Source organism: Ruegeria sp. HKCCD7559, from assembly GCF_013110575.1.
Taxonomy (GTDB): domain Bacteria; phylum Pseudomonadota; class Alphaproteobacteria; order Rhodobacterales; family Rhodobacteraceae; genus Ruegeria.
Window position 1 is genome coordinate 46,241 of the sequence record NZ_WVQU01000001.1, and the last position, 16,341, is coordinate 62,581.

General features: G+C 59.2%; 15 protein-coding genes. 10 read left to right on the forward strand and 5 right to left on the reverse strand.

The features are described from left to right. Positions 1-266: 266 nt before the first annotated feature. Entirely contained in the window at positions 267-587 is a 321-nt protein-coding gene (locus GS605_RS00240) for a hypothetical protein (protein ID WP_171722728.1), read from the forward strand. Between the two features lie 240 nt (positions 588-827). Continuing rightward, a complete protein-coding gene (gene rpsD, locus GS605_RS00245) occupies positions 828-1,448 on the forward strand; it encodes a 30S ribosomal protein S4 (RefSeq protein ID WP_152459028.1) in 621 nt (206 codons plus the stop codon). 130 nt (positions 1,449-1,578) lie between these two features. On the opposite strand, the gene GS605_RS00250 is transcribed toward rpsD, so the two are convergent. Continuing rightward, positions 1,579-2,040 (reverse strand): Lrp/AsnC family transcriptional regulator, encoded by a 462-nt coding sequence (locus GS605_RS00250; protein ID WP_171634539.1) that lies wholly within the window; start codon positions 2,038-2,040, stop codon positions 1,579-1,581. Between the two features lie 102 nt (positions 2,041-2,142). On the opposite strand from GS605_RS00250, the gene GS605_RS00255 reads away from it, so the two are divergent. From GS605_RS00255 to GS605_RS00270, 4 genes are all read left to right on the forward strand, one after another. Continuing rightward, a complete protein-coding gene (locus GS605_RS00255) occupies positions 2,143-3,558 on the forward strand; it encodes an aminotransferase class V-fold PLP-dependent enzyme (protein ID WP_171722729.1) in 1,416 nt (471 codons plus the stop codon). Between the two features lie 64 nt (positions 3,559-3,622). Next, on the forward strand, positions 3,623-4,708 hold the full coding sequence (hisC, locus tag GS605_RS00260) for a histidinol-phosphate transaminase (RefSeq protein ID WP_171722730.1): 1,086 nt from the start codon (positions 3,623-3,625) through the stop codon (positions 4,706-4,708). Then, the gene (locus tag GS605_RS00265; protein ID WP_171634530.1) at positions 4,705-5,625 is read left to right on the forward strand and encodes a prephenate/arogenate dehydrogenase family protein; all 921 of its coding nucleotides are present in this window, start codon (positions 4,705-4,707) and stop codon (positions 5,623-5,625) included. Before hisC ends, GS605_RS00265 begins: the two co-directional genes overlap by 4 nt. After that, entirely contained in the window at positions 5,622-6,455 is an 834-nt protein-coding gene (locus tag GS605_RS00270; protein ID WP_171634528.1) for an extensin family protein, read from the forward strand. The genes GS605_RS00265 and GS605_RS00270 overlap by 4 nt, the downstream gene beginning before the upstream one ends. Here GS605_RS00270 and GS605_RS00275 read toward each other — a convergent pair. Beyond that, positions 6,452-7,450 (reverse strand): DUF2125 domain-containing protein, encoded by a 999-nt coding sequence (locus GS605_RS00275; RefSeq protein ID WP_171722731.1) that lies wholly within the window; start codon positions 7,448-7,450, stop codon positions 6,452-6,454. The two genes, GS605_RS00270 and GS605_RS00275, sit on opposite strands and share 4 nt — an antisense overlap. 66 nt (positions 7,451-7,516) lie before the next feature. Here GS605_RS00275 and GS605_RS00280 point away from each other — a divergent pair, with 66 nt between their 5' ends. From GS605_RS00280 to GS605_RS00290, 3 genes are all read left to right on the forward strand, one after another. Further along, positions 7,517-8,047: a gamma-glutamylcyclotransferase gene (locus GS605_RS00280; RefSeq protein ID WP_152459021.1), complete on the forward strand. Its 531-nt coding sequence runs from the start codon at positions 7,517-7,519 to the stop codon at positions 8,045-8,047. A gap of 69 nt (positions 8,048-8,116) precedes the next feature. Next, a complete protein-coding gene (locus tag GS605_RS00285) occupies positions 8,117-9,295 on the forward strand; it encodes a biopolymer transporter ExbB (RefSeq protein ID WP_152459020.1) in 1,179 nt (392 codons plus the stop codon). 3 nt (positions 9,296-9,298) lie between these two features. Continuing rightward, positions 9,299-11,041, forward strand: a complete 1,743-nt coding sequence (locus tag GS605_RS00290; RefSeq protein WP_171722732.1) for a peptidoglycan -binding protein — start codon at positions 9,299-9,301, stop codon at positions 11,039-11,041. 48 nt (positions 11,042-11,089) lie between these two features. On the opposite strand, the gene GS605_RS20975 is transcribed toward GS605_RS00290, so the two are convergent. From GS605_RS20975 to gloB, 3 genes are all read right to left on the reverse strand, one after another. Next, on the reverse strand, positions 11,090-11,977 hold the full coding sequence (locus GS605_RS20975; protein WP_171722733.1) for a YHYH protein: 888 nt from the start codon (positions 11,975-11,977) through the stop codon (positions 11,090-11,092). 138 nt (positions 11,978-12,115) lie between these two features. Beyond that, the gene (gene clpA / locus GS605_RS00300) at positions 12,116-14,440 is read right to left on the reverse strand and encodes an ATP-dependent Clp protease ATP-binding subunit ClpA (RefSeq protein ID WP_171168952.1); all 2,325 of its coding nucleotides are present in this window, start codon (positions 14,438-14,440) and stop codon (positions 12,116-12,118) included. 174 nt (positions 14,441-14,614) lie between these two features. Continuing rightward, positions 14,615-15,382: a hydroxyacylglutathione hydrolase gene (gloB, locus tag GS605_RS00305; RefSeq protein WP_171722734.1), complete on the reverse strand. Its 768-nt coding sequence runs from the start codon at positions 15,380-15,382 to the stop codon at positions 14,615-14,617. A 61-nt stretch (positions 15,383-15,443) separates the two neighbouring features. Here gloB and GS605_RS00310 point away from each other — a divergent pair, with 61 nt between their 5' ends. Then, positions 15,444-16,178, forward strand: coding sequence for a class I SAM-dependent methyltransferase (locus GS605_RS00310; RefSeq protein WP_171722735.1), 735 nt, complete (start codon positions 15,444-15,446; stop codon positions 16,176-16,178). Positions 16,179-16,341: the final 163 nt, after the last annotated feature.

Below are 16,341 nucleotides of genomic sequence, written 5' to 3' on the forward strand. Positions count from 1 at the left end.
CCTGACGAACAGCGCCAAAAATTGAGTCACATTAACAACAATCTTGGGTTTGCTACAGTTCTGTCTCTTTTCCGCCGGAATTTGTGCTGATAAGGAAAAAATTGAGTGTTGGGGTGTTGGTAAGTGCGAGTGGGCAGATGAGAGCCGGAACAAACGGTCAAATAGCTATTACTTGGTGTCAGACGGAAATTGATGGGCTAGAAGACGCGCCCCTTTCCTGTATGACGGTCGGAGCAGCATGGTCATGGCGTGGACAAGCAATCGTCATGAGTGAGACTGCCGAGCAAAGCATCGGAAAAATCGGAAATGTCGGGGGCGTTTCCAGCCCGGTGACCAGCCACTTTCCTATTGTCCGCGAGATTTCGGGCGATGTGACCGGAACCCTTACCCTTACCAACGGTGCGCAGAAGTTCTCTGCCAAGCTTGTTGCCGATGGCAACGATACGTCGCGGGCTCTTGTGTTCGAAGGCGCTTGCCCGCCACGGGACGAAGAGTTCTGGATTGTCGAAGTGACCGAGCTTGCGATGATCCCAAACCCCGCCGCGAAAAGCGGCGCGACGGTAGTTTCTTTCCCGACCTCAAACTAGGACTTCAAGCCGCCGCCTGGCGGTTTGGGTGCGGAGCCCGGTCCGCTGGTTGTCTGCCCTGATCGTTTTTCTGAATTTTGCGGGATGTTGTGTTGACTCCGCCAGCATTGCGGATATAAGCGCGGCTTCATTGGTGTTGGTGGCCCCCGCAAGGGGATGCCTGTCATGGGGGAGACCTCAAGAGGACAACGCCCTTCATAGTGGCCCGTCAGGGCTTCGACCTAACGAAGGAGATCAGCCGTGACCAAACGCACGTCTGCCAAGTACAAAATCGACCGCCGGATGGGCGAAAACATCTGGGGTCGTCCGAAATCCCCAGTCAACCGTCGCGAATACGGCCCCGGCCAGCATGGCCAGCGCCGCAAGGGCAAACTGTCTGACTTCGGTCTGCAACTGCGCGCCAAGCAGAAGCTGAAAGGCTACTACGGCGACCTGACCGAGAAGCAGTTCCGCCGCATCTACGCTGAAGCCGAGCGTGTAAAGGGCGACACTGGTGAGAACCTGATCGGCCTGCTGGAACGCCGCCTGGACGCTGTGGTCTACCGCGCCAAGTTTGTCGCAACTGTTTTTGCCGCGCGCCAGTTCGTGAACCACGGCCACGTCAAAGTGAACGGCAAGCGTGTCAACATCCCGTCCTACCGCGTCAAAGAAGGTGACGTGATCGAGGTGCGTGACAAATCCAAACAACTGGCTGTTGTCCTGGAAGCCGTCGCACTGGCCGAGCGTGACGTTCCTGACTACATCGACGCCGATCACTCGAAAATGACCGCGACGTTCGTGCGCGCGCCGGGCCTCAGCGATGTGCCTTACCCGGTCGTCATGGAACCGAACCTGGTCGTCGAATTCTACGCGAAGAACTGATCTTCGCCGAAATCGAATTCCGAAAGGCCGCGCTTTTGCGCGGTCTTTTTTTTGGTTTGCCCATGGCGCAGCCGTCATCGCGACATTGCCTGCGACTCCTTAGGGTGTTTTTGGGCAAATGAAGTGCGTGTCAGATCGGCAGGGGCCTGCCTTCGGCGATCGCTTCCATCGCGAAATACGAGGTCACGCTGTCCAGCTCGACCTTTTCGATCAATCGTTGATAGACCTTGTCATATGACGACATGTCCTGCGTTACGACTTTCAGCTGATAGTCGTAATCCCCTCCGATCCGATGAAAATCCACGACTTCCGGGATTGTCAGAACATGGCTCCGAAACGCCTGAAGCCACTGGGCAGAGTGGTGTCGGGTGCGGAGCATGACGAAGACCACAAGGCTCAACCCCAGTTCTTCTCGTGCGATGCGGGCCGTGGATCCGATCAGCACACCGTTTTCGTTCAGGGCCTTCAAGCGCCGCCAGCAGGCATTCTGGGACAGGCCAACCCGATCCGCCAATTCCCGCTGTGACAGGGTGGCGTCCTTTTGCAGCTCTTTCAGTATGCGTGTATCAATTTGATCTATTTTTGATGCCATAACTGATCATATGACACAAAAATTCAAAAATCCACGCAAAGATATGTGAAGTTTCCTCGGGCCAGAAATATCACATTGGTATGGCAGTAAGGAGCCAATGCCATGACCCTGTCCAAATTCCGTGCGGAACTCTGTTCCACCGCTCACAATTCAAATCTGCGCGATGGGCTGATCGGCGAGAACGTTCTGATCCCGGGTCTGCTTGGAGACGTGCCGCTTGTCTATGCGGATTACGTCGCTTCGGGCCGCGCGTTGCGGCAGGTCGAGGATTTTGTGGCGCAGGACGTTTTGCCGTTTTACGCAAACAGTCACACCGAGGCCTCCTACTGTGGGTCCTACATGACACGTCTGCGCCGCGAAGCGCGGGCGGAAATAGCCCGCATTGTTGGTGCTCGGGAAGAGGACGCGGTGATCTTTACCGGGTCCGGCGCCACTGCGGGGCTCAATCGGTTGGTCAGCCTGCTAGGGGTGGCAGAGGCTGACCAGCCGATTGTCTTGATCGGACCGTATGAACATCACTCAAACATTCTGCCGTGGCGCGAAAGCAAGGCATGTGTCATCGAAATCCCCGAGGCCGAGGGCGGTGGCGTGGACCTGCATGCGCTGAAAGCCGCGCTGGAGGCCCATGTGGATGCCGATTTGGTGGTCGGATCGTTTTCTGCCGCGTCCAACGTAACGGGCATTGTCACCGATCCTGATCCGGTCACGCGGATGCTCAAGGCGTATGGTGCCTTGGCCGTTTGGGACTATGCCGGTGGTGGGCCTTATCTGCCGATGGACATGGGGTCCGAAGGGGCCCGCAAGGATGCGATCGTGGTTTCGCCGCACAAGTTTCCCGGTGGCCCGGGCGCATCAGGCGTTTTGGTGGTGAACCAATCGGCCGTTAAACGGACGTGCCCCAGCTGGCCCGGCGGTGGAACCGTAAGTTTCGTTTCACCGTGGCGGCATGACTACAGCACCGATCTGTCCACCCGGGAAGAGGCCGGGACGCCCAACGTGATCGGAGACATTCGTGCGGCGCTGGCCTTCATCGTCAAGGATGTCGTCGGAACGGACGAAATCGCCCGGCGTGAAGCGCAGTACAATCAAATGGCGCTGGACGGCTGGAAGAACAACCCGAACCTGACCCTGCTTGGGGTCGAAAAAGCGCACCGTCTGCCGATCTTTTCCTTCCTGGTGAGCGACAATGCGGGCCAGCCCGTGCACCAGCAGCTGTTTACGCGGATGCTCAGCGATATCTACGGCATTCAGGCGCGGGGCGGCTGTGCCTGTGCCGGACCCTACGCCCACCGCTTGCTGGGGATCGATCAGGCAACGTCAGAGGCGCTGCACGCTGCCTTGTCCGCTGGGGAAGAAATGAAAAAACCCGGCTGGGTGCGCCTGAATTTCTCATATCTGATGAGCGAAGAGACGGTTCAGTTCATCATCGACAGCGTCAATGACCTGTCGCACCGGACCGAAGAATTCACGCCTTACTACAACGCTGACCCGGCAACAGCGCGCTTCAAGGCCGCATGAGGGAATTGCCGCTTTTCTCAACCCTTTGAGACAGGTATGAGAGGCCCATTCAACGGAGCCTCTCATGACCAAGATCACCCCACAACCCGGCATTATGGACATCGCGCTGTATCAGGGCGGTCAGTCGTATGTGGCGGGAGTGGAGCATGTGATCAAGCTGAGCTCGAACGAGAACCCGTTTGGACCCAGCCCCAAGGCCATAGAGGCGGTGCGCGACAGCGCGGCCACTCTGCATCGTTATCCCAGCACCGACCACGCGAGCCTGCGCGCGGCCATCGGCGCACGCCATGGGCTGGACCCGGCGCGGATCATCTGCGGTGTCGGCAGCGACGAGGTATTGCAATTCGTCGCCCAGGCCTACGCGGGGCCGGGGGACGAGGTGATCTATACCGAGCACGGGTTTTCCATGTACCCGATCATCGCCCGCATGGCCGGCGCGACGCCGGTCATGGTGGCCGAACGTGACCGCAAGGTGGATGTGGATGCCATTCTCGCCGCGGTAACGGGGCAGACGCGGATCGTGTTTGTCACCAACCCCGGAAATCCAACTTCGACCATGATCCCGAACGACGAACTGGAACGTCTGGCGCTGGGTCTGCCCGACACCTGCCTGATGGTTCTTGATGGCGCTTATGCGGAGTTTGTCGATGGGTTCGATGGCGGGGCGTCGCTGGTTGACGCCCATGAGAATGTAATCATGACGCGCACCTTCTCAAAAGTGTACGGGCTGGGCGGTATGCGTGTCGGATGGGGCTATGCGCACCGCCCGATCATCGACGTGCTGAACCGGGTGCGCCAGCCCTTCAACCTGTCAATGACCGCATTGGCGGCGGCTGAAGCTGCGGTAAACGATGTGGAATTCCTGACCTTCTGTCAGGCCGAAAACGCGCGCCTTCGTGTGTGGCTGGCCGATCAATTGGCCAAGACAGGCGTGCCGTCGGACCCGTCCTGCACCAACTTCATCCTAACGCGTTTTGCCGATCAGGCCGAGGCCGAGGCCTGCGATGACTACCTGAAAACGCAGGGTTTGATTGTCCGCCGGGTTGCAGGCTACAACCTGCCGAACGCCTTGCGGATCACCGTGGGCGACGAAGAAGCCTGCCGCCGTGTGGTTGCGGCGATCACTGCATTCAAAGAGGGCGCAGCATGAGCCAGATTTACGACCGCGTTGCGCTGATCGGGCTGGGCCTGATTGCTTCGTCCATGTTCTGGGCGATGAAACGTGCAGGGCTGGCCGGGGAAGTGACGGGTTATGCCCGGTCTGAAAAGTCCCGTGAAACCGCGCGCAGGATCGGATTGTGTGACCGTGTTTGCGACACGGCACGCGAGGCGGTTGAAGGCGCCGATCTTGTCGTGCTCTGCGTGCCTGTGGGGGCTATGGGCGCAGTTGCAGAAGAAATTGCACCCGTGCTGAAACCCGGTGCCACCGTTACGGATGTGGGTTCGGTCAAGCGGGGCGTCATTCGGGCGGTACAGCCTCATATCCCCGACGGAGTGCATTTCGTTCCCGCGCATCCCTTGGCAGGGACCGAGCATTCCGGCCCTGAATCCGGGTTTGCCGAACTGTTTGACAATCGCTGGTGCCTGTTGGTCCCGGTCGAGGGTTCGGACCCGGATGCCATTGCCCGTCTGCGCGCGCTCTGGGAGGGCATGGGGTCGAATGTCGATGAGATGGATGCGGATCACCACGATCTGGTCCTCGCCGTAACGTCCCATGCGCCGCACCTGATTGCCTACACGATGGTTGGCGTGGCCGACGATCTGCGACGGGTAACCGACAGCGAAGTCATCAAATATTCGGCCGCCGGCTTCCGCGACTTCACCCGGATTGCCGCGTCCGACCCGATCATGTGGCGGGATGTGTTCCTGTCCAACAAGGATGCGACGCTGGAAATCCTGGGCCGGTTCACCGAAGAGCTTTTTGCCCTGCAACGCGCCATACGCACTGGCGACGGCGATCATTTGTTTGACTACTTCACCCGCACCCGTGCTATTCGTCGCGGCATCATCGATGCCGGGCAGGATACGGATGCGCCGGACTTTGGGCGGGGAAAGGCAAGTTCATGAGACTGCGCTGGGGGCATATTCTGATCGGGGTCGTGGCTTTGAGCGCCGCGCCGGTTCATGCCGCGCCCCTTGACCAGTCTTTGGTGCCCCTCATGCGCCCTTTGACTGTTCAGCAGGCTGTCAGCGCGCCTGCCCCTTCTGACATTGCCAACCTGCGTCCGGTTTCGCGTCCGGTTTCGCCGCAAGTCACGGCTGCGGCGGCGCGCCCGTCGGAGCTGCCACTTCTGGGGCCGGACACATCCTTGATGCCTTATTTGCGACCCGAGTCTGTCGAGCAGCAGGTGTTGTTCAAAAGGCGCAAGCTGCGCAAAGGGTCTGTTTGCGGGGATATTGCCATTCAAGGCAAACCTGTTGGCCGTGTGGGCAGCAAGAATTCAGCCTGTGGTGTCAAGGATGCGGTGCAGATCACCTCGGTTTCGGGTGTGATGCTCAGCCGCCCCTCGACGATGGATTGCGGCACCGCCATTGCGTTGAACAAGTGGGTCGACAAGACCGTCAAACCCACCTTCAAACGCCGCGGGCCCGTGGTCGAGCTGCAAATCGCCGCCCATTATGCCTGCCGAACCCGCAACAACCGCAAAGGTGCGCGGATATCCGAACATGGTAAGGGTCGTGCGATCGATATCTCAGGTTTCAAAATGGCTGACGGTGAGGTGGTGACCGTCCTGAACGGGTGGCGCAAGAACCCGTCTCAGAAACAGCTCAAGAAGATCTGGCGCGGGGCGTGCGGCCCGTTTGGTACCGTGCTGGGGCCGAATTCCGATCGCTATCACAAGGATCATTTCCACCTTGATACGGCCCGCTATCGCAGCGGACCTTACTGCCGTTAACGCAGGATCAGGCGCGGGGCAGGGCCCAAAGGCAATGGCCCGAGCGCCACGAAACCATCGCGGAAATTCAGTTGCAGATCCAGCGCGTTGGGGTTTCCGCCCAGCCCTGCCAGAAAGTTCAGCCCTCGGGTGACGGGATCAACGGCCTGATCGGGCAGGGCACCCGCCGCGTTTGCCATTGCGATCATATCCCGCCAGTTTTCGGCTTTGACGGCAATCTCTCCGGTCGGGATACCTTGGGCGTCCACATCCAGATCGCCGGTCGCGAACAGGCGCAGCTCACCCCATTTGATCTCGGCCAGACGCAGATCGATGGCCACGGGCTGCGGACGGCTGTCTTCGAGGGCGGACCGGCTCCAAACCTTGTCGAAAGTGGTGACCATATCCAGTTCCAGCGTCTCAAAGCTTTGCGGTAATGAACTTGCGGAATGCATCAGGGCCCGCAGTTTTTCCCCCGGTGTAAACCCATCCGCGCGGGCCGTGATGGAATAGGCTTCTGAAATTGGCGTTTGTTCCATGATCAGGCTCAGCGTGTCGCCCGAGGCCAGCGTGGTGGAGTTTTCCGTCACCGACCAGGCCTCGGCCGTCAAAGCCATTTTCTCCAGCACGAGTGAGACGCCGGGCTGCAATTGCAGCTCGGCCAGCAATTCGTCGGCCACGATTGTTGATGTCTGGTCGAAATATGACAGGCGTTGCGGTGTGTCCGCGAACCGCAATATCTGACGGCCGGGCCAGATGGCGGGGCTTTTGAATTCGATCCAATCCGCGCTCCATGCCGTGCCGTTCACCGGATCCGCCAGCGCCGGATTGTTCAGACGGGTCATGTGGTGGGTCGGATAGCCCGCTGTCGCGACATTCGAGAAATCCGCTTGCCAGCCGCGCGCCTCCTGCTGTTCGAACCAGCCAGTGATCGCAGAGCGCAGGCCATACCCGGCCACGAACCAATAGGCGCTCCATGCCAGGGAAACAAAAATCAACACTCGTATCATACGCATTCGAAAGGCCCTTTTTCCCGCCTTGGAATTGATGTTTATAGGCCGAAACAGGCGAGGACCAGTGCAATGACGATGTGGGTATTCGGATATGGATCGCTGCTGTGGAATCCGGGCTTTCCGGTGGCACGCAGTGAACGCGCGACACTTCATGGTTATTCCCGCTCCTTCTGCATGAGCTCGATCCACCACCGCGGGACCGAAGAAAAACCGGGCCTGGTGCTGGCACTGGACGAACAGGAGAACGCAAGTTGCACCGGTTTGGCCCTTGCGGTCGAGGCGGGTCACGAAGACCGTACGCTGCACGAGCTGCGCGAGCGCGAGCTGATTTCCTCGGCCTATGTTGAACGTATGCTGGATGTGCACCTGGAAAACGGCGAAATCGTTAATGCCGTTACCTATGTGATCGATGCCGACCACGTCCAGTATTGCGGCGGGATGCCGTTGGAGGAACAGGCCCGGATCATCGCTCATGCGGTTGGCGGGCGCGGTCCGAATGACGAATACCTTTACAACACCGTAGAACATCTGGCCGAGATCGGGCTGCGTGACCATGATCTTGAGTGGTTGGCGCAACGGGTGCGCGACATCACCGCATAAACTCTTGGCGTCACGCGCGGAATCCCGCTAGATTCGACGCAAAGCAGGCAAATACCGGGAACCACGCGCATGGCGCAGGCACATCAGGGCGCGAGACCCCATTTCTCGCATCCCATTCGACAAATTCTGTTGATGTTGATGGCGATCGGCTTGTCCGGGCTGGGCGTGTTTCTGGCACTGCCTTACGTATTGCCGGTTTTCTATGCCAATCCGTATCTGAATGGTTTCATTCTGATCGTATTTCTTATCGGCGTCCTCGCTTGTTTTTATCAGGTTACGCAACTGATCGGGTCCGTGCGCTGGATCGAGGCCTTTGTCGGGGGCGTCGTTCGCGAAGATGCGCGTACACCGCAATTGCTGGCGCCTTTGGCTTCGCTGCTGCGGGAGAGAGGCGCGCGCTCACAGATCAGTTCCACCTCAACCCGGTCCATTCTGGACTCCGTGGCCGAGCGTGTCGAAGAAGAACGGGAAATCACGCGTTATATAACCAATGTTCTGATCTATTTGGGTCTGCTGGGTACATTCTTTGGCCTGGCGACAACCGTTCCAGCCATTGTCGACACCATCCGCAGCCTGAACCCGCAGGAAGGCGAAGAGGGGCTGGCCGTCTTCAATCGCCTGATGACCGGACTCGAGGCGCAGTTGCAGGGGATGGGCGTTGCGTTCGGGTCCTCTCTGCTGGGTTTGGCGGGATCGCTGATTGTTGGTCTGCTCGAAGTGTTTGCCGGGCACGGGCAGAACCGCTTTTATCGCGAGCTCGAAGAATGGCTGTCCTCGATCACCCGCGTCGGATTTGCCGGCGGTGAAGAGGGCGGGGCAGAGATCGCCGTACTGACACCTGTGCTGGATGCCATGTCCGAACAGATGGATGCGTTGCAGGATCTGTTTGCCGCTCAGGAAAGCGAGCGGGCTGAGGTTTCGGCCAAGCTGGGGCAACTGGTCGATGTGATTGCCGAGATGAACAATCGCCAGGCCAATACCGAAAGCGTCACTTCGGCTCTGGAGCGTGTTGCGCTGGGGCAGGATGCGTTGCTTGACCACATGCGCGAACACGGTGCAGGCGATGGCATCGATGCCGAAAGCCGGATGCGCCTGCGCTCGATGGACGTGCAGTTGCTGCGCATTCTCGAAGAGATTTCGGCGGGTCGTCAGGAAAGCATGAACGAATTCCGCAAGGATATCGAACTGCTGGTCAAGGCCCTGACCCTGCCGCGGGGCGCGGTGCGCACCACGCCGGAAGGAGAGTAACCCATGGCGCTGTCCCGCCGCACCGGTCAACGCTTCCAGGGCTCGGTCTGGCCCGGATTCGTGGACGCGATGACCGGGCTGCTGATGGTGCTGACATTCGTTTTGACCATCTTCATGGTGATTCAGTTCGTTCTGCGCGAAACCATTTCGGGTCAGGAAGACGAACTGACGACGCTGGCAGACGAGGTTGCTGCGCTTGCGGGCGCGCTGGGTTTGGAAGAGCGTGAAAACAGCCGCTTGCAGGCAAGGCTGGGTGCGTTGAACACGACGCTGTCGCAGGCCGAAGACGATCTGGCGCAAGCGCAGTCGCTGATCGCCTCTCTGACCACCGAACGCGACCGTCAGGCCGCCGCGTTGGATCAGGCGCAGACCCGTATCACGAATTTCGAAGCACAGGTTGCGGCGCTGCTTGCCGAGCAAGAACAGGCTTTGGGCGACATCGCAGCGCTTGAGACTGAGCGCGAGCAATTGCTGACGGAACAAGAGGCGCTGAACCTTGCCCTTGCACAAAGTCGCGAGGAAATCGATGCGCAGACGGAAGCTGCCCGATTGGCAGCCGCCCGCCGCGAGGCACTGGAAGCATTGGTTGCGGATCTGGAGCAAAGCGGCGATGAACGCGCGGCGGAAATCGCTACCCTTGAACAGCAACTGAGCGATGAAGAAGCCGCCCGCCTGGCCGAAGCCGCTGCTGCCGAGGCATTGCGAAACCGCCTTCAGGATGCGGATGCCGAGCTGACGGCCATGACGCTCGCGTTGGAGGCACAACGCAAAGAGGCCGAAGATACGCTGACCCTTCTGGCCGCCGCGCAAGCCGCGCGGGCCGAGCTTGAGCGACAATTCGGCGACGTGAATCCTGATGAATTGCGCGCCGAACTTGAAGCCGCCCTGGAGGCGCAAACGCAAGCGCAGGCGGATGCTGATGAACAACGCACCCTGGCCGAACAAAGGCAGGCTTTGCTGGCTCTGGCAGAATCGACATTGTCGGAAGAGAAAGAAATCTCAGCCGAGGCCCAGCGTGAGGCGGCTCTTCTCAACCAGCAGATTGCCGCGCTGCGCGGGCAGTTGGGGTCCTTGCAGGCCCTGCTGGACGATTTCGAAGAGCGCAACGAGGCCGCCGAGATCCAAATCCAGACTTTGGGTCAGGACCTGAATGCCGCGCTGGCCCGTGCCGCTTCGGAAGAACGCCGCCGCCGCCTGCTGGAAGAAGCCGAGCGCCTGCGTCTCGAGGCCGAGGCCGAAGCACTGGCCGGTCAAAATGAGGAACTGGCAGCGCAGGCGGAAGATCTGCAACGCTATCGTTCGGAATTTTTTGGACGTCTCCGGGATGTCCTTGGCGATCAGGAAGGTGTGCGGATTGAAGGTGACCGCTTTGTCTTTTCATCCGAGGTTTTGTTTCCGACAGGATCAGCCGTGCTGTCCGCGGAAGGGCAGCAGGAGGTTGCGAAAGTTGCGAACATCCTGCGCAGTGTCGCCGCTGAAATTCCGCCCGGTCTGAACTGGGTGATCCGGGTCGACGGCCATACCGACAACGTTCCGCTGGCCGGTTCGGGCCGATACCGGGACAACTGGGAACTCAGCCAGGGTCGCGCGTTGTCTGTTGTGCGCTATATGGTCGACGCGCTGGGCATCCCACCCAATCGTCTGGCGGCAAACGGGTTTGGTGAATTCCAGCCGGTCAATCCGGCTGACACGCCCGAGGCGCGGGCACAGAACCGCCGGATCGAGCTGAAACTCACGGAAAGATAGCAAACCTTGCCTCTTGCCTCGGTAATCTGCGTGATGGGGTCAAACCGATTACCGTCTGCCAAAGCGAAAGCTTTGATCCGGAGTGCCCATGAAGCAGCGGGGTACCACGGGGTAATCTTCGGTCAGAAAATACGCATAGGTTCCTGAAGGGTATTCTGCTGAAACGGTGAAGGCGCCGTTGCATTGGTCCAAATTGCCGTGACCCTGAACAAAAACGTAGTCCTCGTTGAAGGTGCCGTCATGCCGCCCGCCCGGCGCAGCGCCACCCGGCCGGTTGCCGGGTTTCAGACGATAGGACGACGTCATTTCGGTCACTTTGCCCCCTACGACGCCAGTGACGGCATATATCGGGAAACCATCTGCGGCATAGCCGATCAAGGGTGAATGCTCGGACGGTGACCATCCCAGCAGCTTGACCAACCCTGTCGGTACACCGTGATAGTGATACTTTCCACTCGGCTGTACATGGGCATAATTGGCGTCCAACCCCAAGGAAACAGCGCCACCCAAGGCATTGTAGGACCACCCGGACCTGGGGTCGCCATGCCAGAACTCGGCCGCCTGCGGGTCGAACACAACCCCGTTGAGTGACACGCCAAAGTTCCACCCCATTTGCAGCGGCGTGATTGCACCTTTGGTCGTTGGATTTGCAGGCAATTTCAACTTGACCTTCTGCTGTTCGATCTGGTGCGGATTGCCTTGGTTTGGAAACCGGCCAACCAGATGATCAGGAATGCCGTTGCCCGTCACTTTGATTTTTCCGCCTTTTTCTTTCACCGAGGCGCTGCTTTTCCCGGGGTTTTCGGTTGCGGGCACCAACCTCAGCGTTTCTGCGGTCGTTTCGTCGTGATAGCGAAACCTGTGCTGTGCAGTTGCCACAGCGGCAACGGCGGATAGGGCAAAGGCGGCGCCCCAGAGAATTGAAATTTTGCTCACGTGTCGATCCCTGTCTTGCGTTCATCATTGAAGATGACACGCGGCAGAAGTCTTTTTCCGTCGCACTTTATGCTGCCAGCAGAGAAAAAGCCCGGCGATGGGGATCGTCGGGCTTTGAAGGAGTTGTCTGTTTTCCGGTCAGTCTGCCGTCAACAGAGGTGGTTTGTCTCCTGAAATGCGCCGTTGGTCCGGGCCAAGAATTTCAAGATCCAGTTCGCCCTTCTTGACCGAGACACGAACCACGCCGCCCTTGGCCAGCTTGCCGAACAACAGCTCTTCGGCCAGCGGCTTCTTGATGTGCTCCTGAATGACACGACCCAGCGGGCGTGCACCCATCTTGTCGTCATATCCCTTGTCGGCCAGCCACTCGGCAGCTTTTGGGGTCAGGTCGATGGTCACGCCACGATCCAGCAGTTGTGCCTCAAGCTGTAGGACGAATTTCTCGACCACCTGCAAAATGACCTCTTTCGGCAGCGGTGCGAAGGAGATCACGGCATCCAGACGGTTGCGGAATTCCGGTGTGAACATGCGTTCGATCGCGGCCGTGTCTTCGCCTTCGCGCCGATCGCGACCGAAGCCGATGGCGGCTTTGGCCTGTTCCTGCGCGCCCGCGTTCGAGGTCATGATCAGCACCACGTTGCGGAAATTCACCGTGCGGCCGTTGTGATCGGTCAACTCGCCATGGTCCATCACCTGCAGCAGGATGTTGAACACGTCCGGGTGGGCCTTTTCGATCTCATCCAGCAGCAACACGCAGTGCGGATGCTGGTCAACACCGTCGGTCAGCAAACCACCCTGATCAAACCCGACATAGCCCGGAGGGGCACCGATCAGGCGGCTGACGGCATGTTTCTCCATGTATTCCGACATGTCGAAACGCAGCAGTTCCACACCCAGGGTATCTGCAAGCTGTTTCGCCACCTCGGTCTTGCCAACCCCCGTCGGACCGGCAAACAGATAGTTGCCGATGGGTTTTTCAGGTTCGCGCAGACCGGCGCGGGCCAGTTTGATCGCGCTGGACAGCGCCTCGATTGCCAGATCCTGACCAAACACCACCCGTTTCAGCGATGCTTCGAGGTCTTTCAGCACCAACGCATCATCCTTGGTGACGTTCTTGGGCGGAATGCGCGCGATCTTGGCGACAACCGCCTCGATCTCTTTGACGCCAATGGTCTTGCGCCGCTTGCTTTCCGCGACCAGATGCTGCGCCGCGCCGGCCTCGTCGATCACATCGATGGCCTTGTCGGGCAGCTTGCGGTCGTTGATGTAACGCGCCGACAGTTCGACCGCCGTCTTGATCGCATCGGCGGTGTATTTGATGTCATGATGCTCTTCGAAATAAGGCTTCAGCCCGCGCAAGATCTTTACGCTGTCTTCTACCGAAGGCTCGTTCACGTCGATCTTCTGGAACCGGCGGCTCAGCGCACGGTCCTTCTCGAAGTGCTGACGGAACTCTTTGTAGGTGGTCGAGCCCATGGTGCGCAGTTTGCCGCCCTGAAGCGCAGGCTTCAGCAGGTTCGAGGCATCCATAGCCCCACCCGAGGTCGCCCCGGCACCGATCACGGTATGGATTTCGTCGATGAACAACACCGCGTCCGGGTGATCCTCCAGTTCGGTCACAACCGCTTTCAGACGTTCTTCGAAATCACCGCGATAGCGGGTTCCGGCCAGCAGCGCGCCCATGTCCAAGGAATAGATCGTGGTATTGGCCAGCACATCGGGGGCCTCGCCACCGACGATCTTGTGCGCAAGGCCTTCTGCGATGGCGGTCTTGCCCACACCTGGATCCCCCACCAGCAGCGGGTTGTTCTTGCGGCGGCGGCACAGCACCTGGATGCAGCGTTCCACCTCATCCGAGCGTCCGATCAGCGGATCGACATCGCCAGCTCGAGCCTTGGCGTTCAGATCCACGCAGTATTTTCCCAGCGCGCTTTCTTTCTGTTCGGCTTCGCCGGATGTGGTCTGGGCGTCTTCTTCCACCTGATCCGCACCGGATACCGAGCGGCTTTCGCCATAGGCAGGATCCTTGGCGACGCCATGCGCGATGAAATTGACCGCGTCGTAACGGGTCATGTCCTGCTCTTGCAGGAAATAGGCGGCATTGCTTTCGCGTTCGGCGAATATGGCGACCAGAACGTTGGCGCCGGTCACTTCGGTCCGGCCCGAGCTTTGAACGTGGATCGCGGCGCGCTGAATGACGCGCTGGAATGCTGCGGTGGGTACGGCTTCGGATCCGTCGATATCCGTGACCAGATTCGAAAGATCCTCGTCGATGAACTCCACCAAAGTGCTGCGCAGCTCGTCCAGATCGACACTGCACGCTTTCATGACGCGCACGGCATCGGGTTCTTCCAGAAGGGCCAGCAGCAAATGCTCCAGCGTTGCGAATTCATGGCGCCGTTCATTCGCAGCCGCCAGGGCCGCGTGTATGGCTTGTTCCAGTGTGCTCGAGAATGAAGGCACGCGGGTGCTCCTCTGTCTTGGGTCAGAAGGGGGCGGTTTCTTGGCCGGAACCCCATCCCAACCATGTCCTCATACTATTAGAGTTTGGTTGATCGTGGCCCGGCTTCAAGGGTTTTCTTTCACTTGACAGTCACATTTGTTGTGACCGTGGCCCTGAAGAGGAGCAAATAGGCATCAGAACCGGTCTTTTCTAGCCCGAATTTCGGCAAAAACGGCCTCGGGGTCAGCGCCCACCATACCCAATTTCGCCTGAATCGCCGGATCGGTGGCCCTCAGGAACGGATTTGTGGCCTTTTCAAGGGCCAGAGTCGAAGGAACAGTGGCTTTCCCGGCCGCACGCGCGCGGTCGATATCCGCAATGCGATCTTTCAAGGCTTGGTTTTCGGGATCGACTGTAATCGCGAATTTGGCGTTGGATTGTGTGTATTCATGCCCTGAACAGACCAAAGTGTCGTCCGGCAGGGCGGCCAGCTTGTTCAAAGAGGCCCACATTTGCGCGGGTGTGCCCTCGAACAGGCGCCCACAACCCAGCGCCATCAGGCTGTCGGCGGTGAACACGGCGGAACTCTGCGGCATGTAAAACGCGATATGGCCATCCGTATGCCCGGAAACGTCCAGAACCTGCGCCGGTTCGCCGCCTATCTCGAAACTGTCGCCCTCTTTGACCTGCTGATCCATCGGTGGCAGGCGGTTTGCGTCAGCGGCGGCTCCGATGACCTTTGCCGGTTGTTTGGCCAATATCCCCGCAAGCCCGTCCACGTGATCCCAGTGATGATGGGTCAACAGCACATGTGACAGCGTCCACCCCCGGTCATCCAACGCCTTCAGGACCGGTGCGGTCTCGGGCGCGTCGATCAGGGCGGTCTGGCCAGTGACGGCGTCATGCGTCAGAAAGGCGTAATTGTCGCTCAGGCACGGGATTGTAACGATTTCAAGAGGCATGGCCTTTTGCCCTTTCATTGCTAGACTGCGCCCAGCTAAGCCGATTGACCGGATGTCCGCAATGCATCTTGATGTACAGGATCTGAGGAACTTCTATTACCGCAGCACGTTGGGGCGTGCGGCGCAGGCGGCTATTCGCGGGCGTCTGATCGAGCTTTGGCCGGAAGCAAAAGGCCAGACAGTGGCGGGATTCGGTTTCGCGGTGCCTTTGCTGCGCCCTTACCTGTCGGATGCGCGCCGGGTCATCGGGTTGATGCCGGGACCACAGGGCGTGATGCCATGGCCGGCAGGCATGCCCAACGTTTCGGTCCTGACCGAAGAAACCCTCTGGCCGATCGAGACCGGCCATGTGGACAAGCTTGTGGTGATGCATGGGCTGGAAACGTCGGAACGGCCAAACCAGTTGCTTGACGAATGTTGGCGCGTGCTGGGCCCCGGTGGCCGGGCCGTCTTCATCGTTCCAAACCGGGCGGGTCTGTGGTCACGGTCGGACAAGACCCCGTTCGGGTACGGGCGCCCGTACTCTGCAACTCAGCTGGAAAACCAGCTTAAGGCGCATCACTTCCTGCCCGAGGTGCATTGCTCGGCCTTGTATATGCCTCCGTCGTTCCGGCGATTCTGGTTGAAATCCGGCAACCTGATCGAAAAGACCGGCCAGCGGATTCCGACGGTGATGGCGGGTGGGGTGCTGATGGTGGAAGTCAGCAAACATATCCGCCCGCCAAGCGGCAGCGTGACCAAAGACGCGGTCAAAAGACCGATCAAAGCGCTGGACGGCTTGCTGAAGCCCGCCTGAGACCCCGGGCAATTCCACGCGAAAAATTGAGGAAAAAAAGTCACAGGAATCGCAAAAACCTGCATATTCGTAACATTTTTCAACTGGGCCAATGTGTTCAAACCGTCGCACTTGCCGTAAGTTAATGAAAAATAACAATTTGTGGATAAATCCGTTACCGCTA

Bases quoted from the DNA above. Each gene is read 5' to 3' on its own strand.
- GS605_RS00310 (WP_171722735.1), top strand. From the start codon at position 15,444: ATGCATCTTGATGTACAGGATCTGAGGAACTTCTATTACCGCAGCACG.
- gloB (WP_171722734.1), bottom strand. From the start codon at position 15,382: ATGCCTCTTGAAATCGTTACAATCCCGTGCCTGAGCGACAATTACGCC.
- GS605_RS00270 (WP_171634528.1), top strand. From the start codon at position 5,622: ATGAGACTGCGCTGGGGGCATATTCTGATCGGGGTCGTGGCTTTGAGC.
- GS605_RS00280 (WP_152459021.1), top strand. From the start codon at position 7,517: ATGACGATGTGGGTATTCGGATATGGATCGCTGCTGTGGAATCCGGGC.
- GS605_RS00255 (WP_171722729.1), top strand. From the start codon at position 2,143: ATGACCCTGTCCAAATTCCGTGCGGAACTCTGTTCCACCGCTCACAAT.
- hisC (WP_171722730.1), top strand. From the start codon at position 3,623: ATGACCAAGATCACCCCACAACCCGGCATTATGGACATCGCGCTGTAT.
- GS605_RS00265 (WP_171634530.1), top strand. From the start codon at position 4,705: ATGAGCCAGATTTACGACCGCGTTGCGCTGATCGGGCTGGGCCTGATT.
- GS605_RS00290 (WP_171722732.1), top strand. From the start codon at position 9,299: ATGGCGCTGTCCCGCCGCACCGGTCAACGCTTCCAGGGCTCGGTCTGG.
- GS605_RS00250 (WP_171634539.1), bottom strand. From the start codon at position 2,040: ATGGCATCAAAAATAGATCAAATTGATACACGCATACTGAAAGAGCTG.
- GS605_RS00240 (WP_171722728.1), top strand. From the start codon at position 267: ATGAGTGAGACTGCCGAGCAAAGCATCGGAAAAATCGGAAATGTCGGG.
- GS605_RS00285 (WP_152459020.1), top strand. From the start codon at position 8,117: ATGGCGCAGGCACATCAGGGCGCGAGACCCCATTTCTCGCATCCCATT.
- GS605_RS00275 (WP_171722731.1), bottom strand. From the start codon at position 7,450: ATGCGTATGATACGAGTGTTGATTTTTGTTTCCCTGGCATGGAGCGCC.